The organism is Stenotrophomonas sp. GD04024 (assembly GCF_029837545.1).
In the GTDB taxonomy this organism is placed as follows: Bacteria; Pseudomonadota; Gammaproteobacteria; order Xanthomonadales; family Xanthomonadaceae; genus Stenotrophomonas; species Stenotrophomonas forensis.
In genome coordinates this window covers 1-18,234 of sequence record NZ_JAOEDV010000017.1, presented here as the reverse complement: position 1 = coordinate 18,234, position 18,234 = coordinate 1, and the positions used below count along the sequence as shown (strand labels likewise).

The window sequence follows — 18,234 nt, the reverse complement described above, 5'->3', positions numbered from 1 at the left end:
TGCACCAGTATAAAATCCCTGCATGCCCGATCTTTCCCTTCTGTTCGATACCGCAGCGGCGCGCGCGCTCGATAGGCGCGCATCGGCGCTGGCCGGTGATGGTGGCTGGAGCCTGATGGCCCAGGCGGGTCTGGCCGGCTGGCAGTGCCTGCTGCAGCAGTGGCCGGAGGCTCTCCAGCTATGCGTGCTGGTCGGTGCCGGCAACAACGGTGGCGACGGCTACGTGCTGGCCAGCCATGCCCTGCGGTCGGGGCGCCAGGTTCAGGTGGTCACGCTGCCTGGCAGGGCGCCCGCCACGGTGCTGGCGGCGCAGGCTGCAGCGGAATTTGCGACGGCCGGTGGCAGTGTCGTCGAGTTCGATGGCCAGTTGCCGGACGCTGAGGTCTATGTGGACGCCCTGTTCGGGCTTGGCCTGGACCGGGCACCGTCCGGCACGGCCCAGGCGCTGATCGACGCCCTCAACGCGGCGCGTGGGCCGGTACTGGCGATGGACGTGCCCAGTGGCGTTGATGCCGACAGCGGATATGTGCCCGGCGTGGCGGTGAAGGCCGATGTCACGTTGCAGTTCATCGCGTGTCACCGAGGCCTGTACACCGGTGATGCGCTGGAGCAGGTCGGCCAGCGCCGGCTGGCGCCACTCGAACTGCCTGATCAGGCCTGGGACGGCATCCAGGCCAGCGCGCAGCGCTGGACCGGCGACCGTTTGAAGGCGCTGCTGCCACCACGACGCGCCAATACCCACAAAGGCGAATCCGGGCACGTGCTGTGCGTTGGCGGCAACCATGGCAGCGGTGGCGCCATCGCGATGGCGGCCGAGGCAGCACTTCGTGCCGGCGCCGGCCTGCTGAGCCTGGGTACCCGTCGCGATCACGTCGGCCCCTTGCTGGCGCGCCTGCCGGAGGCGATGACCCATGCGCTGGAAGACGGCGATGCGCTGCCGGCGCTGCTGGACAGGGCCACGGTGGTGGCGATCGGGCCCGGCCTGGGCCAGGACGAATGGGCGCGCGCGCTGTTTGCGCGGGTGCTGGCGTGTGGCAAGCCGTTGGTGGTCGATGCCGATGCACTGAACCTGCTGGCGCAGGATCCGCGCGCGCTGCCGGACGCGATCCTCACCCCGCACCCGGGCGAGGCCGCGCGCCTGCTTGGTTGCAGCAGCGCTGACATCCAGGCCAACCGCTATGCCAGCGCGCAGGCGTTGGCCGAGCGCTTCCACGCCGTGGTCGTGCTGAAGGGGGCGGGCAGCATCGTGGCGGCACCCGCGCAGACACCACGGCTGATCGCTGCGGGCAATCCCGGCATGGCGGTGGGCGGAATGGGCGACCTGCTCACCGGCATCATTGCCAGCCTGCGCGCGCAGGGCCTGGCCGCGTTCGACGCGGCCGCGGCCGGCGCCTTGCTGCACGCACTCGCCGGCGATGCCGCTGCCGCCGATGGCGCGCGTGGCCTGCTTCCTACTGACCTGCTGGCGCCGCTGCGGCGACTGGCCAATCCGGACCTCTCTTCATGACCGAATTCTTCCTTGCCGACAGCGATGCCACCGAACTGCTCGGGCAGTGGCTGGCGGCGACGCGGCCGCCGCAGGCGCTGATCGAGCTGCGCGGCGACCTCGGCGCCGGCAAATCCACCACTGCCCGCGCACTGCTGCGCGCACTGGGCGTGCAGGGCGCCATCCGCAGCCCGACCTACACCCTGGTCGAGCGCTACCCGCTGGCCAGTGGCGGCGAGGCATGGCACCTGGACCTGTACCGCATCGGCCAGGCCGGCGAGCTCGATTTCCTCGGCCTGGACGAGGGCAGTGCCGTGTTGTGGCTGGTCGAATGGCCCGAGCGCGGGGCCGGTGCGTTGCCGCCGACCGATCTGGTGGTCGCGCTGGAAATCGAGGGGCAGGGGCGTCGTGTTCGTCTCACTGGGGCCAGCGACGCGGGGCGTGAATGGCTGGAACGGCTCCCTCAAGGGGGTGACTTGCAGGCCATTTCTGTCGGCTGACGAGAACAAACATCGGCAGGTTACGGATTATTAAGGAAAAAGGTGTTGCATTCCGTTCAGCGCGGTGATTGAATCCTGAGCCATGCGCCCGGGGAACCGTCTCATCGCCATCTGTGCCGCCGTCGGACTGGGTCTGGCGAGCGTCAGTGCGTGGGCCGGTGAAGTCCGCCAGGTCCTGCTGAACACCGGCGCCACCGGCACCCGTGCCGAGATCTCGCTGGTCGGCAGTGGCGGCTACAAGACCCTGTCGCTGGCCGGCCCGAACCGCCTGGTGGTCGATTTCCCGGACTCCAGCGCCATACGCAACCTGAAGATGCCGGCCGCGCAGGGCGTGGTCACGGCGGTGCGTACCGGACAGCCGGTTCCGGGCACGTTTCGTGTCGTTTTCGACCTCGCTGAATCGGTGGCGCCGTTCCGCCCGCAGATGCAGCGCGAGGGCAATGAATCCAAGCTGGTGATCGAATGGCCGGGCGATGGCCCGGCCGTGGCCGCCAGCCGGCCGGCGGTGACCCCGGCGGTGCAGCCACAGGCGCCCGCCAGCACGCCCGCGCCGACTCCGGCCGAGAGCGCGCAGTCGCGCAATGACGCCGCGCGCGCCACCGCGCTGCTGACCGCACAGGTGCAGCAGCAGGCCAGCGCCGCTGCAGCGACCCCGGCCACGCCGACGCCGGCACCGTCCACCGCACCGGCACAGGTCGCCGCGGCAGGCACCGCGGCCAGCAGCACGCCGTCCTCTTCACCGGCCGCGATCCTCGCTGGCCAGCGCACCGCTGCGGTGGTGACCACGCCGCCGGCCACGGTGCCCGCGCCGGCGCCAACGCCAGTGGAACCGCCACGCCCGGCCATGCCCAGCGATGCCTCGCGCATCCGCATGCAGGCTGGCATGCGCCACCTGGTGGTGGCCATCGATCCGGGCCACGGCGGCCAGGACCCGGGTGCGATAGGCCCGACCGGCAAGCGCGAGAAGGACGTCACCCTGGCGGTGGCACGCGAGCTGGCGCGCCAGGTGAACGCGACGCCGGGCCTGAAGGCCTACCTGACCCGCGACAGCGACGTGTTCATTCCGCTGCCGATGCGTGCGCAGAAGGCGCGTGCGAACAAGGCCGACATCTTCATCTCGATCCACGCCGATGCGGCCGAAAACCGCTCGGCCACCGGTTCGTCGGTGTATGTGCTGTCGACCAAGGGGGCTTCCTCGCAGCGTGCGCGCTGGCTGGCAGACAAGGAAAACGCGGCCGATCTGGTCGGTGGCGTGCGCCTGCAGCAGACCGAAGGCACGCTTGCCAACGTGCTGCTGGACCTGGCCCAGAGCGGTTACATGAAGGCGTCCGAGGATGCGGCCGGCCACGTGCTGGGCGGCCTGAAGCGGATCGGCAACAACCACAAGCCGAACATCGAGCGCGCCAACTTCGCGGTGCTGCGCACCTCGGACATGCCGGCGATGCTGGTGGAAACCGCGTTCATCTCCAACCCGGATGAAGAGCGCCGCCTGATCGACCCGGCCTACCAGCGCAAGATCGCCGGTGCCGTGCTCGATGGCGTGCACACCTTCTTCAGCCGCCAGCCGCCGCCGGGCACGCTGTACGCGGCCCGCGCCCAGGCCGAGATCGACGCCGCAGGCACCATGGCCGGCGGCAGCAAGTAACCCGCCGAAGGCGGGTTTCTGCTTTCTGTAGAGTCGAGCCGCGCTCGACTGGGCCTTGCCGGTAACCCGCCGGTCGAGCATGGCTCGACTCTACCCAGGGCCGCTCCGCTATCATCCCTGCATGACGTCTGCTGCCCATCCGCGCCCGATCCGGCCATTGCCGGACATCCTGATCAACCAGATCGCCGCTGGCGAAGTGGTCGAACGTCCTGCATCCGTGGTCAAGGAACTGGTCGAGAATGCGATCGATGCCGGTGCCAGCCGCGTCGACATCGATCTTGAAGAAGGCGGTGTGCGCCTGATCCGCATCCGCGACAACGGCAGCGGCATCGCGCCGGAGCAGTTGCCACTGGCGGTCTCGCGCCATGCCACCAGCAAGATCGCCGACCTGGATGATCTTGAATCGGTGGCCACGCTCGGTTTCCGGGGGGAGGCGCTGCCATCGATCGCCTCGGTCAGCCGCTTCACCCTGGCCTCGCGCCGCGCGCACGACGAGCATGGTTCCGCGCTGCAGATCGAAGGCGGCAAGATCGGTGAAGTCACTCCGCGTGCGCATGCACCGGGTACCACCGTGGAAGTGCGCGAACTGTTCTACAACGTGCCGGCGCGGCGCAAGTTCCTGCGCGCCGAGCGCACCGAACTGGGCCATATCGAAGAGTGGCTGCGTTCGCTCGCACTGGCGCGGCCGGATGTGGAACTGCGCGTGTCGCACAACGGCAAGGCCTCGCGGCGCTACAAGCCGGGCGATCTGTATTCCGATGCGCGGCTGGCCGAAACGCTGGGCGAAGATTTCGCCAACCAGGCCGTGCGCGTGGACCACAGCGGTGCCGGCCTGCGCCTGCATGGCTGGATCGCGCAGCCGCATTATTCGCGTGCCAGTGCCGACCAGCAGTACCTGTACGTCAACGGCCGTTCGGTGCGCGATCGCAGCGTCGCCCATGCGGTGAAGATGGCCTATGGCGACGTGCTGTACCACGGTCGCCAACCGGCCTACGTGCTGTTCCTGGAACTGGACCCGACCCGGGTCGACGTCAACGTGCATCCGGCCAAGCACGAGGTGCGCTTCCGTGATTCGCGGCTGGTCCATGATTTCGTCTACCGCACGCTGAAGGACGCGCTGGCCGACACCCGTGCCGGCATGTCGGCGCAGGAGATCGGTGCCGTACCTGCGCATCCGGTGGATGCGGCCACGACACCGATGGCGTCCACCGCCGGCGCTTCTGGATTCGGACTGGTGCGCGGTCCTGCGCCGGGTTCCGGCTCAGGCGGCGGGGGGGGATTCTCAGGCTGGCGGCCGCAGCAGCCGCTGGGCCTGCAGGTGGCCGACGCCCCGGCCGCCTATGCCGCGTTGTATGCCGCACCGTCCGGTGCCGAACGCGGGGCGACGCTGCCGCCGATGCCGAGCGAGAATGGACTGCCGGTGACCAGCGCCGATGCGGGCGTGCCGCCGTTGGGCTATGCGATCGCGCAGCTGCACGGCATCTACATCCTGGCCGAAAACGCCGAAGGCCTGATCGTGGTCGACATGCACGCCGCGCACGAGCGCATCGGCTACGAGCGCCTGAAGAATGCGCACGATGGCATCGGCCTGCAGTCGCAACCGCTGCTGGTGCCGATCACCCTTGCCGTGGGCGAGCGCGAGGCCGACACCGCTGAAAGCGAAGCCGAAACGCTGGCCGCACTCGGCTTCGAAGTGACCCGTGCCGGCCCGGGATCGCTGCATGTGCGCAGCATTCCGGCGCTGCTGGCGCATGCCGAACCGGAAGGGCTGCTGCGCGACGTGCTGACCGACCTGCGCGAACACGGCCAGAGCCGGCGCGTGGCGAGTGCGCGCGACGAACTGCTGTCGACCATGGCCTGCCATGGCGCGGTGCGCGCCAATCGGCGCCTGACCGTTCCAGAGATGAACGCGCTGTTGCGCGACATGGAAATCACCGAGCGGTCCGGCCAGTGCAACCATGGCCGGCCGACCTGGGCCCGTTTTTCACTGGCGGAGATCGACCGCTGGTTCCTGCGCGGACGTTGAGGGGAGCATCGATGCGTTATCGGGGAATGGGCGGGCTGCTGGCCGCCATGGTGTTGGCTGCCTGCAGCCCGGCGACACCGCCGGCGCCGACGGTCACTGAAGATCCGGCCTTTGCCGCCGCGCAGCAGCAATGGCGCGTGGCGCGCTACCAGGACCTGACCCGGCCCGATGGCTGGACGGCGCTGGTCGGCCTGCACTGGCTGCAGAACAAGTCGCACTTCGTCGGCAGCGGCGCCACCAACGGCATCCGCCTGGCGGTCGGCCCGGGCAAGCTGGGCCTGCTGCGCCGTGAGGGTACCCAGTGGTGGTTCACGCCGGAGGCCGGTGCCGAGGTCAGCCATGAGGGCCAACCGGTACGCGGTCGTATCCGCGTCGACACCGACAAGGATGCACGGCCGACCCTGTTGTCTTTCGATGCCGGCAAGGGCCAGCTCAGCATCATCCGCCGTGGGCCGCGCGATGCACTGCGGGTCAAGCACGCCGATGCGCCGGCACGCCGCGATTTCGCTGGCCTGGAGTACTGGCCGGGTGGCCCCGGCTGGCAGGTGCAGGCACGCTTCATCGCGCACCCGCCGGGCAAGACGCTGCCGATCGTCGACATCACCGGCCTGACCACCGAGATGCCCAATGCGGGCGCGGTCGAGTTCCAGCGCGATGGCCGCAACTGGCGTCTGGAAGCGATCGGTGCCCCCGGGCAGCCGCTGTTCCTGATCTTCGCCGACCGCACCAGTGGCCGCGGCAGCTATCCGGCCGGCCGCTACCTGGACACCGATGCACCCGCTGCCGACGGCACGGTGCGCATCGATTTCAACCATGCCTACAACCCGCCGTGTGCATTCACCGCCTACGCAACCTGCCCGCTGGCGCCACCGGAAAACCGGCTGGACCTGCGCGTGGAAGCGGGCGAGAAGGCCTACCACCTGCCTGAAGGAGAAGGCTGAAATGCCGATCAGAGATCTGTTCCGTGCCGCTACCCTGCTGCTGGCCTGCGCGGTCGCACCGCTGGTTGCGGCGCGCAATGCGCCTGCCGTTGACCCGGCCGCTGCCAAGCCACCGGTGCCGCTGCTGTGGAAAGTGACCGGTCCAGGCGATTCGCGCCTCTATCTGCTCGGTTCGTTCCACCTGCTGAAACCGCAGGACTATCCGCTGTCGCCGGATGTCGAACAGGCCTTCGAGGCCTCGCAGCGCATCGTGTTCGAGCTCTCGCCGGAAGACATGCAGTCGCCGCAGCTGGCCAGCCGCATGGTGCAGGCGGCGGTCCGCACAGATGGCAGCGAACTCAAGCGCGACCTGGATGCGGCCACCTGGCAGAAGCTGCAGGCGTTCGCGGCGCAGAACGCGCTGCCGCTGGCACAGATGCAGGGCATGAAGCCCTGGTTCGTCGGCCTGAGCATTTCGATCGGGCAGATGCAGAAACTGGGCCTGGACCCGGCGCTGGGCCTGGATCGCCATTTCATGGAGCGCGCGCAGAAGACTGGCCGCAAGACGGCCGGCCTGGAAGACATCGATACGCAGATCGGCATGCTCGATGGCATGACGGTGCAGGAACAGCGGCAGATGCTGTCCGAGGCGCTGGACCAGGCGGGCAAGGGCGATGAGCAGGCGCGCCTGCTGCACGATGCCTGGCGCCGGGGCGACGAGCGCCTGTTGTGGACCAAGATGGCGGCGGAAATGCGCCAGCAGTATCCCCAGCTTTACCAGCGCATCAACACCGGCCGCAATGACGCATGGGTGCCGAAGCTGCTGCCGTACCTGCAGTCTGGGCAGGGCGGAACGCTGGTGGTGGTCGGCACGCTGCACCTGCTCGGCAACGATGGCGTGGTCGAGAAGCTGAAGGCCAAGGGCTACAAGGTCGAGCGCGTGTGCGCGGGGTGCAGGGCCAAGCGCTGAGGCATTGCGGGCGCCATGCAATGAAAAACGGCGTGCCCAGGGCGCGCCGTTTTCGTATCCACCGCGGTGATGGCTCAGCGGCGGGTCTTGCCGCCGGTGCCGCTCCCCGGTTCGTTGGGCTTGTTGCCGGTGCCGGTGCCGGTACCCGTTCCGGTGCCGCCCGGGCGCGGGCCACCGAAACCGCTGCCCATGCTGCGCTGGAATTCCTGCCACAGCTCCAGGTTGCGCTCGGTCAGCTGGTTCATCATCGCCCACGGGGTCTGCCCCAGCAGGTTGCCCATCTGCTGGCGGAACTGCTGCTGCTGGTCGAGGAAGACCTGCATGCTGCGCTCCAGGTAATTGCCCATGAAGCCCTGCAGGGAATCGCCGTAGAAGCGGATCAGCTGGCTCAGCAGCTGGGTGGACAGCATCGGCTCGCCGTCCTGTTCCTGGTCGGCGATGATCTGCAGCAGGACCGATCGAGTGAGGTCGTCGCCGCTCTTGGCGTCGCGGACTTCGAAGTCTTCACCGTCCAGGATCAGCTGGCGCACGTCCTCGATGGTGATGTAGCTGGAGATCTCGGTGTCGTAGAGACGGCGGTTCGGATACTTCTTGATGATGCGGGTCGCAGCCATGAAGCGGTACTCGTCACAGTAGACGCGCAGCATGGCGCAGTGCAGCAGCCGTTGCAACCGCCTCAGCCCCCGCCAGGCTTGGCTTTCGGCGGCGATCATGTTGCGCAGCAAGGGTTTGCGTGCTGCGCAGCATGACTCTTGGCAGGGGCCGGCGGCGTTCGCCGCAACGGCCCGCTGCGCGGCTTACCAGCCCATGTGGTGGCCGCCGTTGATATCCAGGTTGCTGCCGGTAATCCAGGCGGCCTCGTCGGCCACCAGGAAGGACACGCCGTAGGCGATTTCCTCCGGCTTGCCGAGGCGCCCGGTGGGGATGTCGGCGATGATCTTGGCGCGCACGTCCTCCGGCACCGCCATCACCATGTCGGTCGCCACGTAACCGGGCGAAATGGTGTTGACGGTGATGCCGAAGCCCGCGTTCTCGCGGGCCAGCGAGATGGTGAAACCGTGCATGCCGGCCTTGGCGGCCGCGTAGTTGGCCTGGCCGTACTGGCCCTTCAGGCCGTTGATCGAGCTGATCTGGATGACCCGGCCCCAGCCGCGGCGGCGCATGCCCTCGATGACCGGGCGGGTGACGTTGAACACCGAATTGAGGTTGGTATTGATCACATCGTGCCACTGGTCCACGCGCATGCGATGGAAGGTGGTGTCACGGGTGATGCCGGCGTTGTTGACCAGGATCTCGACCGGGCCCAGCTCGGCCTCGACCGCGCGTACCAGCGCTTCGGCGCTGCCGGGGTCGGAGACATCGCCGGGGAAGATCGACACCGTGTAACCGCGCTCGGTCATCGCCTGCTGCCAGGCGCGCGCCTTGGCTTCGTCGCGGTAATTGGTGGCGACCCGGTGGCCCTGGTCGGCCAGTCGTTGGCAGATGGCGGTACCGATGCCGCCGGTTCCGCCGGTGACCAGTGCGACGCGAGATGTCATGGAATGCTGTCCGGGTATCAGGTGGGGGAAGGGGGATTCTGCAACATCGGCGTGGAAAGTGCGCCGGGCGGCAGCAGGATGTCGGTGCGCGGCAGGCGCGCCGGGTCGAAGGCCCGTTGCGCGGAGGCCAGCAGGGCGTACAGATCGTGTGCCTGCTCCAGCGCCGCAGGTGCCTGGCCGAGCAGCTGCCAGAGCTGGCGCAGCACCGGCAGCGGGCGCGCGGTGTCCACCGGCAGCGCCGCCAGCGACTTCGAGAGTTTGTGGCCTGGCGCGTCCAGCAGCAGCGGCAGGTGCCAGTAGCGTGGCACCGCAAGCCCCAGTGCCTGCTGCAGCAGGATCTGCCGCGCGGTGGAGTCGAGCAGGTCGGCGCCGCGCACCACTTCGGTCACGCCCTGCGCAGCGTCGTCGACCACCACCGCCAGCTGGTAGGCCCAGCAGCCGTCGGCACGGCGCAGCACGAAGTCGCCGACCTCGGCATGCACGTCCTGCTGCTGCGGGCCGCGCAGTCCATCGTCGAACCGCACGACGCTGCCGGCCGGTACACGGAAGCGGACGGCGGGGTCCGGTCGAGCCTGCCGCGCGACGCAGCGATGGTGGATGCCGCCACTGGCGGCCAGTTCGCTGCGGCTGCAGTGGCAGATGAAGGCCAGGTCGCTGGCCAGCAACACATCCAGTGCGGCCTGGTAGGCCCCGCCGCGGGTGCTCTGCCAGAGGATCGGACCATCGTGGACCAGGCCGAACGCGGCCAGTGCCTGCAGTTGCGAATCCGCTGCACCGGGTACGGTGCGCGGCGGGTCGACGTCTTCGATGCGCAGACGCCACAGGCCGCCGTGATGGCGGGCGAGCAACCAGCTGCCGAACGCGGCGAGCAGGGATCCGGGGTGGAGCAGGCCGGTCGGCGAGGGCGCGAAACGCCCGGTGGGAATAGGGGAGGTCATGCTGGCTGAATCGTCGGTCAGGTTGGCGCTTGAATTCAAGCTGACCACACCGCAAATTGACCGATATCGACCCCTTCCGAGCCGGATTTTCCCATGTTCACCCGTATAGCCCTCTTCCTGGCCACGAACTTTGCCGTGCTGATCCTGGCCAGCATCGTGATGTCGCTGTTGGGAACCGATCCCAGCAAGATGAGCGGCCTGCTGATCATGGCCGGCATCTTCGGTTTCGGTGGTTCCTTCATCTCGCTGCTGCTGTCCAAGTGGATGGCCAAGCGTTCCACCGGCGCGGTGGTGATCACCGAGCCGCGCAACCAGACCGAGCGTTGGCTGCTGGCCACCGTCGAGCGCCAGGCCAAGGCGGCCGGCATCGGCATGCCCGAAGTGGCGGTGTATGAGGGCCCGGAGATCAACGCCTTCGCCACCGGTGCCAACCGCAACAACGCGCTGGTGGCGGTGTCCACCGGCCTGCTGCACAACATGAGTGAAGACGAGGCCGAAGCGGTGCTGGGCCACGAGATCGCCCACGTCGCCAACGGTGACATGATCACCATGGCGCTGCTGCAGGGTGTGCTGAACACCTTCGTGATCGTGCTGGCCCGCGTGGTCGGCGGCATCATCGACAGCGCGCTGTCGGGCAACCGCGAAGGTGGCGGCCGCGGCTTTGCGTACTACATCATCGTGTTCGTGCTGGAGATGGTGTTCGGCCTGTTCGCCACCATGATCTCGATGTGGTTCTCGCGCCACCGCGAGTTCCGCGCCGACGCCGGCGGTGCCTCGCTGGCCGGTCGCCAGAAGATGATCGCCGCGCTCGAGCGCCTGCAGCTCAACCACGGCCAGAGCACGCTGCCGACCCAGATTGCCGCGTTCGGTATTGCCGGTTCGACGGCGAAGAAGCTGTTCATGAGCCACCCGCCGCTGGAAGAGCGCATCGCCGCGCTGCGGGCGTCGACGGTGGCGTAAGCCTCCGTACTTTCACGGTAGTGCAGGAACGCCTGGCCTCGCGCCGGGCGTTTTTGTTTGCGCGCCGACGAGAGTCATTTCCGCGGCCGCGGAGGGGTGTCACTTTCTTTGCTCGTGCAAAGAAAGTAACCAAAGAAACACGCCGCCGGGGCGCGAGCCGATGCTGCGCATCGGTACCCTGCGCTCCTCGGTCCGTCGAGGGGCGGTGCGGGAACTCGCTGCGCTCAGACACCCGCACCTCTTCGCCCTCGCCGGACCTGCGGTGCTCGGCTCGCTCAAGGCGGACCCAAGATCAAATGCCACAGCTGCACCCAGTAGATCCACGCCATGCGTGGATGCCGTTGCCGTTGATCTTGACCTTCCAGTCCGCCTTGAGCGAGCCGAGCATCGCAGGTGAATCAGGGGCGAAGAGGCGCCGGTGTTTGAGCGCAGCGAGTTCGGCGCCGTCCCCTGATTCGCCGAGAAGCGCAGGGTACCGGCGCGTAGCGACGGCTCGCGGCTGGCGGAGCGTTTCTTTGGTTACTTTCTTTGCGCGCAAAGAAAGTGACACCCCTCCGCGGTCGCGGAAACGAATCTCCCGGCGCGCAAACGAAAACGGCACCTTCGCAGGTGCCGTCTCCATGAACCGCAACTATGCGCAGATCAGAACTTCGCGTCGAACTCGGCGGCGTAGCCGGTGTTCACCAGCACCTTCTGCAGCGACTCGGCCACCTTCAGGTTGCCGGCGACGATCTGGTGGGTCTCCGGGCCGCGGTTGTCCATGCGGCCCAGGGTCGCGCCCTTGAAGTCGCAGACCTTGCCGCCCGCTTCGCGGACCAGCAGCAGGCCGGCGGCGATGTCCCATGCCTTCACGCCGGCCTCGAAGTAGGCGTCGGCACGGCCGCAGGCCACGTAGGCCAGGTCGAGCGCGGCCGAACCGGTGCGGCGGATGTCCTCGCCGTGCACCAGCAGGGCGTCGACCGCCTTCAGCTGGGCACTGGCGCGGGCGCGTTCGCGCGGGGCGAAGCCGGTGTGGATCATGGTGCCGTCCAGGTCCTTGCGGTCGGCCACGCGGATGCGGCGGTCGTTCAGCACGGCACCGGCGCCGCGGCTGGCGGTGAACAGCTCATTGCGCAGCGGGTCGAAGATGACCGCATCGGTCGGTTCGCCGTTCTCGACCAGCGCGATCGACACGCAGTAGTGCGGCACGCCGCGCAGGTAATTGCTGGTGCCATCGAGCGGGTCGATGACCCACATCTGGCGACGTTCGCCCTGCACGCCGCCTTCTTCGCCGAAGATGCCGTACTCGGGGTAGGCGCGCTTGAGTTCCTTGACGATGACCTTTTCCGCGTCCGCATCCACTTCGCTGGCGTAGTCCATCCGGCCCTTCTGCACGACGTTCAGTGCCTCGAGCTTGTTGATGTTGCGCAACAGGACGTTGCCGGCGAGGCGGGCGGCCTTGACCATGACGGTGACGGCGGGTTTCTGCATGGCGTGGGCTCCCGGAAAGGCAGAAGAGATGGACTGGCGGGGGAAAAGAGCAGGTCCGGCGCAGTGGCCGGCCGCACAGTTTACCATTGGTCATCGTCCAGCTCGACCTTTTCCCTGTTCATGTCCCAGTTTCCTGCCGCCACCCGCCTCCGATTCGTCCTGGTCGGTACCCAGCACCCCGGCAACATGGGGGCTGCCGCCCGCGCCCTGAAGACCATGGGCCTGGCCCGGCTGGTGCTGGTCGCCCCCGAAAAGCCACTGGACGAGGAGGCCTTCCGCCGCTCGGCCGGTGCCGAAGACGTACTGGGGGACGCCCCGGTGGTGGCCACCCTGGCCGAGGCGGTGGCCGACTGCCGGCTGGTGCTCGGCTGCACCGCCCGTGCCCGACGGGTCCAGCTGGAGGAGTACCTTCCGGCCGACGCCGCTGCGCGTGCGGTGGCCAAGGCAAGCGAGGGCGCCGAAGTGGCGCTGGTGTTCGGCCGCGAGCGCACCGGCCTGACCAACGAGGAACTGCAGCTCTGCCACGCCGCGGTGCACATCCCGTCCGATCCGGAGTTCAGCTCGCTCAACCTGGCCGCGGCCGTGCAGGTGCTGGCCTATGAAACGCGCATGCAGCTGCTGGGCGCACAGCCGGCGGCCGCGGCAGAGCCGGGCTTCCGCGAGCAGGTGGCCAGCCATGAGCAGATGGAGAGCTTCTTCGCCCAGCTTGGCGACACCCTGGACGAGATCGATTTCCACAAGGGCCGCGCCCCGGAATCGGCAATGCGCAAGCTGCGCCGCCTGTTCCTGCGCAGCGAGCCGAGTGAGCAGGAAGTGCGCCTGCTGCGCGGCATCCTCGCCGACACCCAGCGCATGGCGCGACTGGCGCAGGCGGGCAGCAAGCACAGCTGACGACGTTCTCATTTTTTCGGGGAGTCTGTTCAGATACCCAGGGGGGATGAAGCCTGTGTCGGGTCTGCGAAAGGCAATGCAGGGGGGACTGCTGAGCCTGGCCATGGTCCTGCTGGCCGGGACGGTGCGTGCAGCGCCGGACCCGGTGCTGGTGCTGGGCCGGATCAGCGATGATCCCAAGGCCCATTACGAGCAGCTGCAGCCCCTGCTGGATTATGTGGTGGCCCGCATGCACGACGTCGGCATCAGGGAGGGGAGGATCCTGATGGCACGCGATCCGCAGCAGATGGCCAGCTATCTGCGGCGGGGGCGGGTCGACTGGGTCACGGAAACGGCGGGCACGGCGGTGGCGCTGGGCCAGCGCAGCGGCGCAAGGCCCTTGCTGCTGACCGAACGCAATGGCGTGCGCGAGTACCAGACAGTGTTTTTCGTGCGCAACGACAGCCCGATCCAGCGCATGCGGGACCTGCCTGGGCATCGCCTGGCGCTGCAGAACACGGCGTCCACCAGCGCCTACCTGGTGCCGGTGATGACCTTGCTGCAGGAGGGGTTGTCGCCGCAGATCCTGGCCGGCGACTGGGACATGCCGGGGCGGGACAGCGTGGGGTATGTGTTCGCGCGCAGCGAGTTGAACATCGCGACGTTCGTGCACAAGGGGGTGGTCGACGTAGGCGCGGTGAGCAGCGTGGACTGGAACGACGAGCGGCGGGTGCCGGCCGCGTTCCGGCGCGACTTCCGCGAGCTGCTGCGCACCGAGCCGTACCCGCGTGCGGTGGAGATGGTCCGCTCCGACCTTGATCCGCGCGTGCGCGATCGCCTGCAGGAAGTGCTGCTGCAGGCGGCCAGCGACCCGCGGGCACAGGGAGCGTTGCATCGGTTTTTTGGCACTTCCGGTTTCCACCGTGTCGATGCGCATGCGCAGCAGCGGTTGGATGAATTGAAACAAGGATTGACGCGCGTGCGGATGGAAGTGGAATGAAGTGGCTTGGCTCGGGAATGCAGGCCCGGTTCCTGCTGGCGATGGGCGGGGCAATGGTCGTGGTGGTCGCGATCCTGGCAGTGCTGCTGGGGCGCCAGACGGCGATGCAGGGCGAGGTGCGCAGCCTCAGTGGCGGTGTCATCCACGAACTGTTCGACCGCAGCGTGCGCAGCCGCGGCGAGGCGATGGCGCGAGAGTTGTCCGACTCGCTGGCCAACCCGTTGTACTACCGCGACCTGGACCAGGTCGGCGCACTGGTGCGCGGTACCGCGCGGCAGCCGGTGGTGCGCTATGTGCTGGTGTTCGACGAACGTGGGCGGTTGGTGCACGACGGCTCGATCGAGGTCGCCGGCTTCGGCCAGCAGATGGCCGACCCGCTGGCGCCCAAGGCTGCTGCCGCACAGGCACTGGTGGTGCAGGAATCGCCCAAGGTGCTCGACAACACGATGCCGATCATGATCGGCAACCAGCGCATCGGCGGAGTCCGCGTCGGCATGGCGCTGGACGAAGTGCAGCAGCGCGAGCAGGCCGCCAATGCCACCCTTGGCGAACGCCTGCAGCAGGCCGGCAGCCGTCATCTGGGCTGGCTACTGCTGATGCTGGGCCTGCTGGTGGTGATCGGCGTAGTGGTGATCCTGTACGTGCAGCGGACCCTGGTCGCGCCGATCCGTGATCTGGCCGCGGCCGCCCGCCGCATCGAGGCCGGTGACTACCAGACGCCGTTGGCGGAGAACACCCGCGATGACGAAGTGGGCGAACTGGTGCGTGGCTTTGCCCGCATGCGCGATGCGATCGCCCGCCATGACCGCGAAGTGCGGCACATGGCCTACACCGACGCGCTGACCGGATTGACCAATCGACTGGCCTTCCGCGAGGCGCTTGACCATCGGTTGATGGCCGCGCGCGCGTCCAACCACCGGCTGGGCCTGCTGTTCGCCGACATCGATGATTTCAAACGGGTCAACGACACCCTCGGTCATGAAGCTGGCGATGAAGCATTGCTGCAGTTCGCGCAGCGCATCGGCCGCGCGGTGACCGAAGCCGGTGGCGACGAGGCCCTGCTGGCGCGCTTTGGTGGCGACGAATTCGTGATCCTGGTTGGTGACGGTGACGTTGCTGCCAACGCGCGGCTGCTGGCCGAAGTGCTGGTGCGCGAACTGGGCAAGCCGCTGGTGGTGCAGGGCCGGGAGCTGTTCCTTGGCACGTCCATCGGCGTGACCCTGTTCCCGGACGATGCGGCGGATGCGACCACGCTGCTGAAGAACGGTGACATCGCCATGTACCAGGCGAAGATGGCCGGCAAGAACTGCTACCGCTACTACAGCCGGGCGATGGACCATGCGGTCGAGCGCCGCGTGCACATGGAGCAGGAACTGCGCGGGGCCTGGGAGCGCGGCGAACTGCGCCTGGCCTACCAGCCGATCTTCCGCATGCGCGACCGCCGCATGGTCGGTGTCGAGGTGCTGCTGCGCTGGCAGCATCCGACCCTGGGCACGATCCCGCCATCGGTATTCATCGAGGTGGCCGAGCAGAGCGGGCTGATCGAGATCATCGGCCCGAAGGTATTGCGCGCTGCCTGCATGGAGGCTGCGCAGTGGCCACGCGGGGTGGCCGGGGACGACCTGTTCGTGTCGGTCAACGTGTCGCCGCGGCAGCTGCGGGGCGGCGAACTGCCGGCGCTGGTCGCACAGTGCCTGCATGAGTCCGGGCTGCCGGCGTCGCGCCTGCACCTGGAACTGACCGAGACCGCGGTGATCGGCGATGAAATGGTCGCCGCGCAGCTGCTGGACAAGCTGCACAGGACGGGCGTGAAGGTCTGGCTGGATGATTTCGGCACCGGCTTCTCCGGGCTCAGCCATCTGCGCCAGGTGCCGGTGGACGGGGTGAAGATCGACAAGAGCTTCGTGGCCGACATGCAGCGTGATCCCGACGACCTGGCACTGACCACCGCGATCATCGCGATGGCCCACGCGCTGGGCATCACCGTGGTTGCCGAGGGCATCGAGCAGCAGGCGCAGTTCGAGCTGCTGGCCCAGCGTGGCTGCGACCTCGGCCAGGGCTACTGGCTGAGCCACCCGGTGACCGCCACCGAAGTGGTGCGGATGATCGAGTCGGGCGTCTGACAGATTGACGTTGTGCGGGGGTCAGATCCCTTTCCCGCGGGAAAAGGGATCTGACCCCGGTAGTGCTCTTACACCGGGCGCTTGCTCGGATCGCCAGGCAGTTCGCGCACCAGCTTCGGGATCAGGTAACCGGACAGGCGTGCGGTGAGGCCGGCAATCAGCGCCTTGGCCTGGGTATCGTCCACTTCGAAGTGGGCCACGCCTTCCACCTTGTCCAGCTGGTGCAGGTAATAAGGCAGCACGCCGGCGGCGAAGCTGCGCTCGCTGAGGTCCTGCAGGGCCTGCACGCTGTCGTTGACCCCGCGCAGCAGCACCGCCTGGTTCAGCAGCTGCGCACCGGTACCGCGCAGGCGCGCCATCGCCGCGTCCACGCTGGCATCGAATTCATTGGCATGGTTGGCGTGGACCACGATCGCCAGCGGCCACGGCAGGCTGCCCAGCCAGGCCAGCAGTTCCTCGTCCACGCGTTCGGGCAGCACGATCGGCAGGCGGCTGTGGATGCGCAGGCGGCGGATGTGCGGGATCGCGCGCAGTGCGTCGGTCAGTTCGACCAGCTTGTGCGTGGCCAGTGACAACGGGTCGCCGCCGGACAGGATCACCTCGTCGATGTCCGGATCGGCCGCGATGGCGGCGACCGCTTCCTGCCAGCCGCCCTTGGCCGCATTCTCCGCGCCGTAGTCGAAGTGGCGGCGGAAGCAGTAGCGGCAATTGATCGCGCAGCTGCCGGTGGCGACCAGCAGGGCGCGGCCGCGGTACTTCTGGATGACCCCGGTGGCCTTTTTGGCCGCACCATCCCCCACCGCATCGAAGCTGAACCCGGGCGCCGGGCGCATTTCCTCGTCGATCGGCAGCACCTGGCGCAGCAGCGGGTCGGCGGCGTCGCCCGTGCGCATGCGGGCCACGAAGCCCTCGGGTACGCGCAGCGCGAACTGGGCGATGGCCGCTTCCGAGACGCCCAGCGCGGCCGGGTCCAGCTGCAGCCGGGCCAGCAGGACGTGCGGGTCACGCAGCGCCTGGCGCCAGAGCTGCTGCCAGCGCGCGGGCGCGCCTGGCGACTGGGGCCGGGGGAAGGCGGAAAGCTGCATGGAGAGGGGGCCTGCGGTTATCATGGGGGCAGAAAAACAGTCGCCCACCGGCATCCGGTGGGCTTTCCATTCTAACGGCTCGCCGCACCCGCGGCGTTTTTGCCACTCAGGAGTTTACGCATGGCCAGCTACGGCATGAACGACGTCAAGAACGGGATGAAGATCCTGGTCAACAACCAACCGGCTGTCATCATCGACACCGAATACGTCAAGCCGGGCAAGGGCCAGGCCTTCACCCGCGTGAAGTACCGCCTGATCAAGGACGGCCGTACCCAGGAAGTGACCATGAAGTCGACCGACTCGCTGGATGCAGCCGACGTCGTCGATACCGACATGAACTTCATGTACAGCGACGGCGAGTACTGGCACTTCATGGACCCGGAATCCTTCGAGCAGGTCCAGGCCACCAAGGCCGGCATGGGCGGCGCCGAGAAGTGGCTGAAGGGCGAAGAGTCCTGCGTGGTGACCCTGTGGAACGGCGAGCCGATCTTCGTGCAGCCGCCGAACTTCGTCGAACTGAAGATCACCGAAACCGATCCGGGCGTCCGTGGCGACACCTCGGGCGGCGGCGGCAAGCCGGCCACCCTGGAAACCGGCGCCGTGGTCCGCGTGCCGCTGTTCGTCAACCAGGACGAAATCATCAAGGTTGATACCCGTTCGGGCGAATACTCCGCACGCGTCAAATAAGGTTCCGGCCGTAGGC

Annotated in this window: 17 protein-coding genes; 11 read left to right on the top strand and 6 right to left on the bottom strand. The window is 68.0% G+C overall.

Annotation, left to right across the window (positions count from 1 at the left end; all coding sequences use genetic code 11):
* Window positions 1–22: 22 nt before the first annotated feature.
* The 6 genes from N7590_RS07955 to N7590_RS07930 all read left to right on the top strand — a co-directional run bounded on the left by N7590_RS07955 (window position 23) and on the right by N7590_RS07930 (window position 7,547).
* Complete coding sequence (locus tag N7590_RS07955) at window positions 23–1,507, top strand: NAD(P)H-hydrate dehydratase (RefSeq protein ID WP_164242843.1); 1,485 nt, start codon at window positions 23–25, stop codon at window positions 1,505–1,507.
* Complete coding sequence (gene tsaE, locus N7590_RS07950) at window positions 1,504–1,986, top strand: tRNA (adenosine(37)-N6)-threonylcarbamoyltransferase complex ATPase subunit type 1 TsaE (protein ID WP_053511772.1); 483 nt, start codon at window positions 1,504–1,506, stop codon at window positions 1,984–1,986. The genes N7590_RS07955 and tsaE overlap by 4 nt, the downstream gene beginning before the upstream one ends.
* A gap of 82 nt (window positions 1,987–2,068) precedes the next feature.
* A complete protein-coding gene (locus tag N7590_RS07945) occupies window positions 2,069–3,631 on the top strand; it encodes an N-acetylmuramoyl-L-alanine amidase (RefSeq protein ID WP_053450335.1) in 1,563 nt (520 codons plus the stop codon).
* 121 nt (window positions 3,632–3,752) lie between these two features.
* On the top strand, window positions 3,753–5,657 hold the full coding sequence (gene mutL, locus N7590_RS07940) for a DNA mismatch repair endonuclease MutL (RefSeq protein WP_164242844.1): 1,905 nt from the start codon (window positions 3,753–3,755) through the stop codon (window positions 5,655–5,657).
* An 11-nt stretch (window positions 5,658–5,668) separates the two neighbouring features.
* The gene (locus N7590_RS07935; protein WP_164242845.1) at window positions 5,669–6,598 is read left to right on the top strand and encodes a DUF1684 domain-containing protein; all 930 of its coding nucleotides are present in this window, start codon (window positions 5,669–5,671) and stop codon (window positions 6,596–6,598) included.
* 1 nt (window position 6,599) lies between these two features.
* Entirely contained in the window at window positions 6,600–7,547 is a 948-nt protein-coding gene (locus N7590_RS07930; protein WP_164242846.1) for a TraB/GumN family protein, read from the top strand.
* 74 nt (window positions 7,548–7,621) lie between these two features.
* On the opposite strand, the gene phaR is transcribed toward N7590_RS07930, so the two are convergent.
* The 3 genes from phaR to gluQRS form a co-directional block, all read right to left on the bottom strand.
* Window positions 7,622–8,161: a polyhydroxyalkanoate synthesis repressor PhaR gene (phaR, locus tag N7590_RS07925; RefSeq protein WP_053451352.1), complete on the bottom strand. Its 540-nt coding sequence runs from the start codon at window positions 8,159–8,161 to the stop codon at window positions 7,622–7,624.
* 183 nt (window positions 8,162–8,344) lie between these two features.
* A complete protein-coding gene (phbB, locus tag N7590_RS07920; RefSeq protein ID WP_053511776.1) occupies window positions 8,345–9,085 on the bottom strand; it encodes an acetoacetyl-CoA reductase in 741 nt (246 codons plus the stop codon).
* Window positions 9,086–9,102: 17 nt separating this feature from the next.
* The gene (gene gluQRS / locus N7590_RS07915; protein ID WP_164242847.1) at window positions 9,103–10,023 is read right to left on the bottom strand and encodes a tRNA glutamyl-Q(34) synthetase GluQRS; all 921 of its coding nucleotides are present in this window, start codon (window positions 10,021–10,023) and stop codon (window positions 9,103–9,105) included.
* A gap of 93 nt (window positions 10,024–10,116) precedes the next feature.
* On the opposite strand from gluQRS, the gene htpX reads away from it, so the two are divergent.
* On the top strand, window positions 10,117–10,983 hold the full coding sequence (htpX, locus tag N7590_RS07910; protein ID WP_049457138.1) for a protease HtpX: 867 nt from the start codon (window positions 10,117–10,119) through the stop codon (window positions 10,981–10,983).
* Between the two features lie 292 nt (window positions 10,984–11,275).
* Here htpX and N7590_RS07905 read toward each other — a convergent pair whose 3' ends face one another.
* Together N7590_RS07905 and N7590_RS07900 are read right to left on the bottom strand one after the other, a co-directional pair.
* Window positions 11,276–11,605 carry a hypothetical protein gene (locus tag N7590_RS07905; RefSeq protein ID WP_164087227.1) on the bottom strand — a complete coding sequence of 110 codons (330 nt, stop codon included), beginning with the start codon at window positions 11,603–11,605 and terminating at the stop codon, window positions 11,276–11,278.
* Between the two features lie 20 nt (window positions 11,606–11,625).
* Window positions 11,626–12,453 carry an inositol monophosphatase family protein gene (locus N7590_RS07900; RefSeq protein WP_004153814.1) on the bottom strand — a complete coding sequence of 276 codons (828 nt, stop codon included), beginning with the start codon at window positions 12,451–12,453 and terminating at the stop codon, window positions 11,626–11,628.
* A gap of 120 nt (window positions 12,454–12,573) precedes the next feature.
* On the opposite strand from N7590_RS07900, the gene N7590_RS07895 reads away from it, so the two are divergent.
* The 3 genes from N7590_RS07895 to N7590_RS07885 all read left to right on the top strand — a co-directional run bounded on the left by N7590_RS07895 (window position 12,574) and on the right by N7590_RS07885 (window position 16,446).
* Complete coding sequence (locus tag N7590_RS07895) at window positions 12,574–13,344, top strand: RNA methyltransferase (protein ID WP_279935300.1); 771 nt, start codon at window positions 12,574–12,576, stop codon at window positions 13,342–13,344.
* Between the two features lie 76 nt (window positions 13,345–13,420).
* Complete coding sequence (locus N7590_RS07890) at window positions 13,421–14,323, top strand: phosphate/phosphite/phosphonate ABC transporter substrate-binding protein (protein ID WP_230078989.1); 903 nt, start codon at window positions 13,421–13,423, stop codon at window positions 14,321–14,323.
* Entirely contained in the window at window positions 14,320–16,446 is a 2,127-nt protein-coding gene (locus N7590_RS07885) for an EAL domain-containing protein (RefSeq protein WP_053511835.1), read from the top strand. Before N7590_RS07890 ends, N7590_RS07885 begins: the two co-directional genes overlap by 4 nt.
* 68 nt (window positions 16,447–16,514) lie before the next feature.
* Here N7590_RS07885 and epmB read toward each other — a convergent pair whose 3' ends face one another.
* Window positions 16,515–17,555 (bottom strand): EF-P beta-lysylation protein EpmB, encoded by a 1,041-nt coding sequence (gene epmB, locus N7590_RS07880; RefSeq protein WP_204275129.1) that lies wholly within the window; start codon window positions 17,553–17,555, stop codon window positions 16,515–16,517.
* A 96-nt stretch (window positions 17,556–17,651) separates the two neighbouring features.
* Here epmB and efp point away from each other — a divergent pair, with 96 nt between their 5' ends.
* On the top strand, window positions 17,652–18,218 hold the full coding sequence (gene efp, locus N7590_RS07875; RefSeq protein ID WP_006457340.1) for an elongation factor P: 567 nt from the start codon (window positions 17,652–17,654) through the stop codon (window positions 18,216–18,218).
* The last annotated feature ends 16 nt before the right edge of the window (window positions 18,219–18,234 follow it).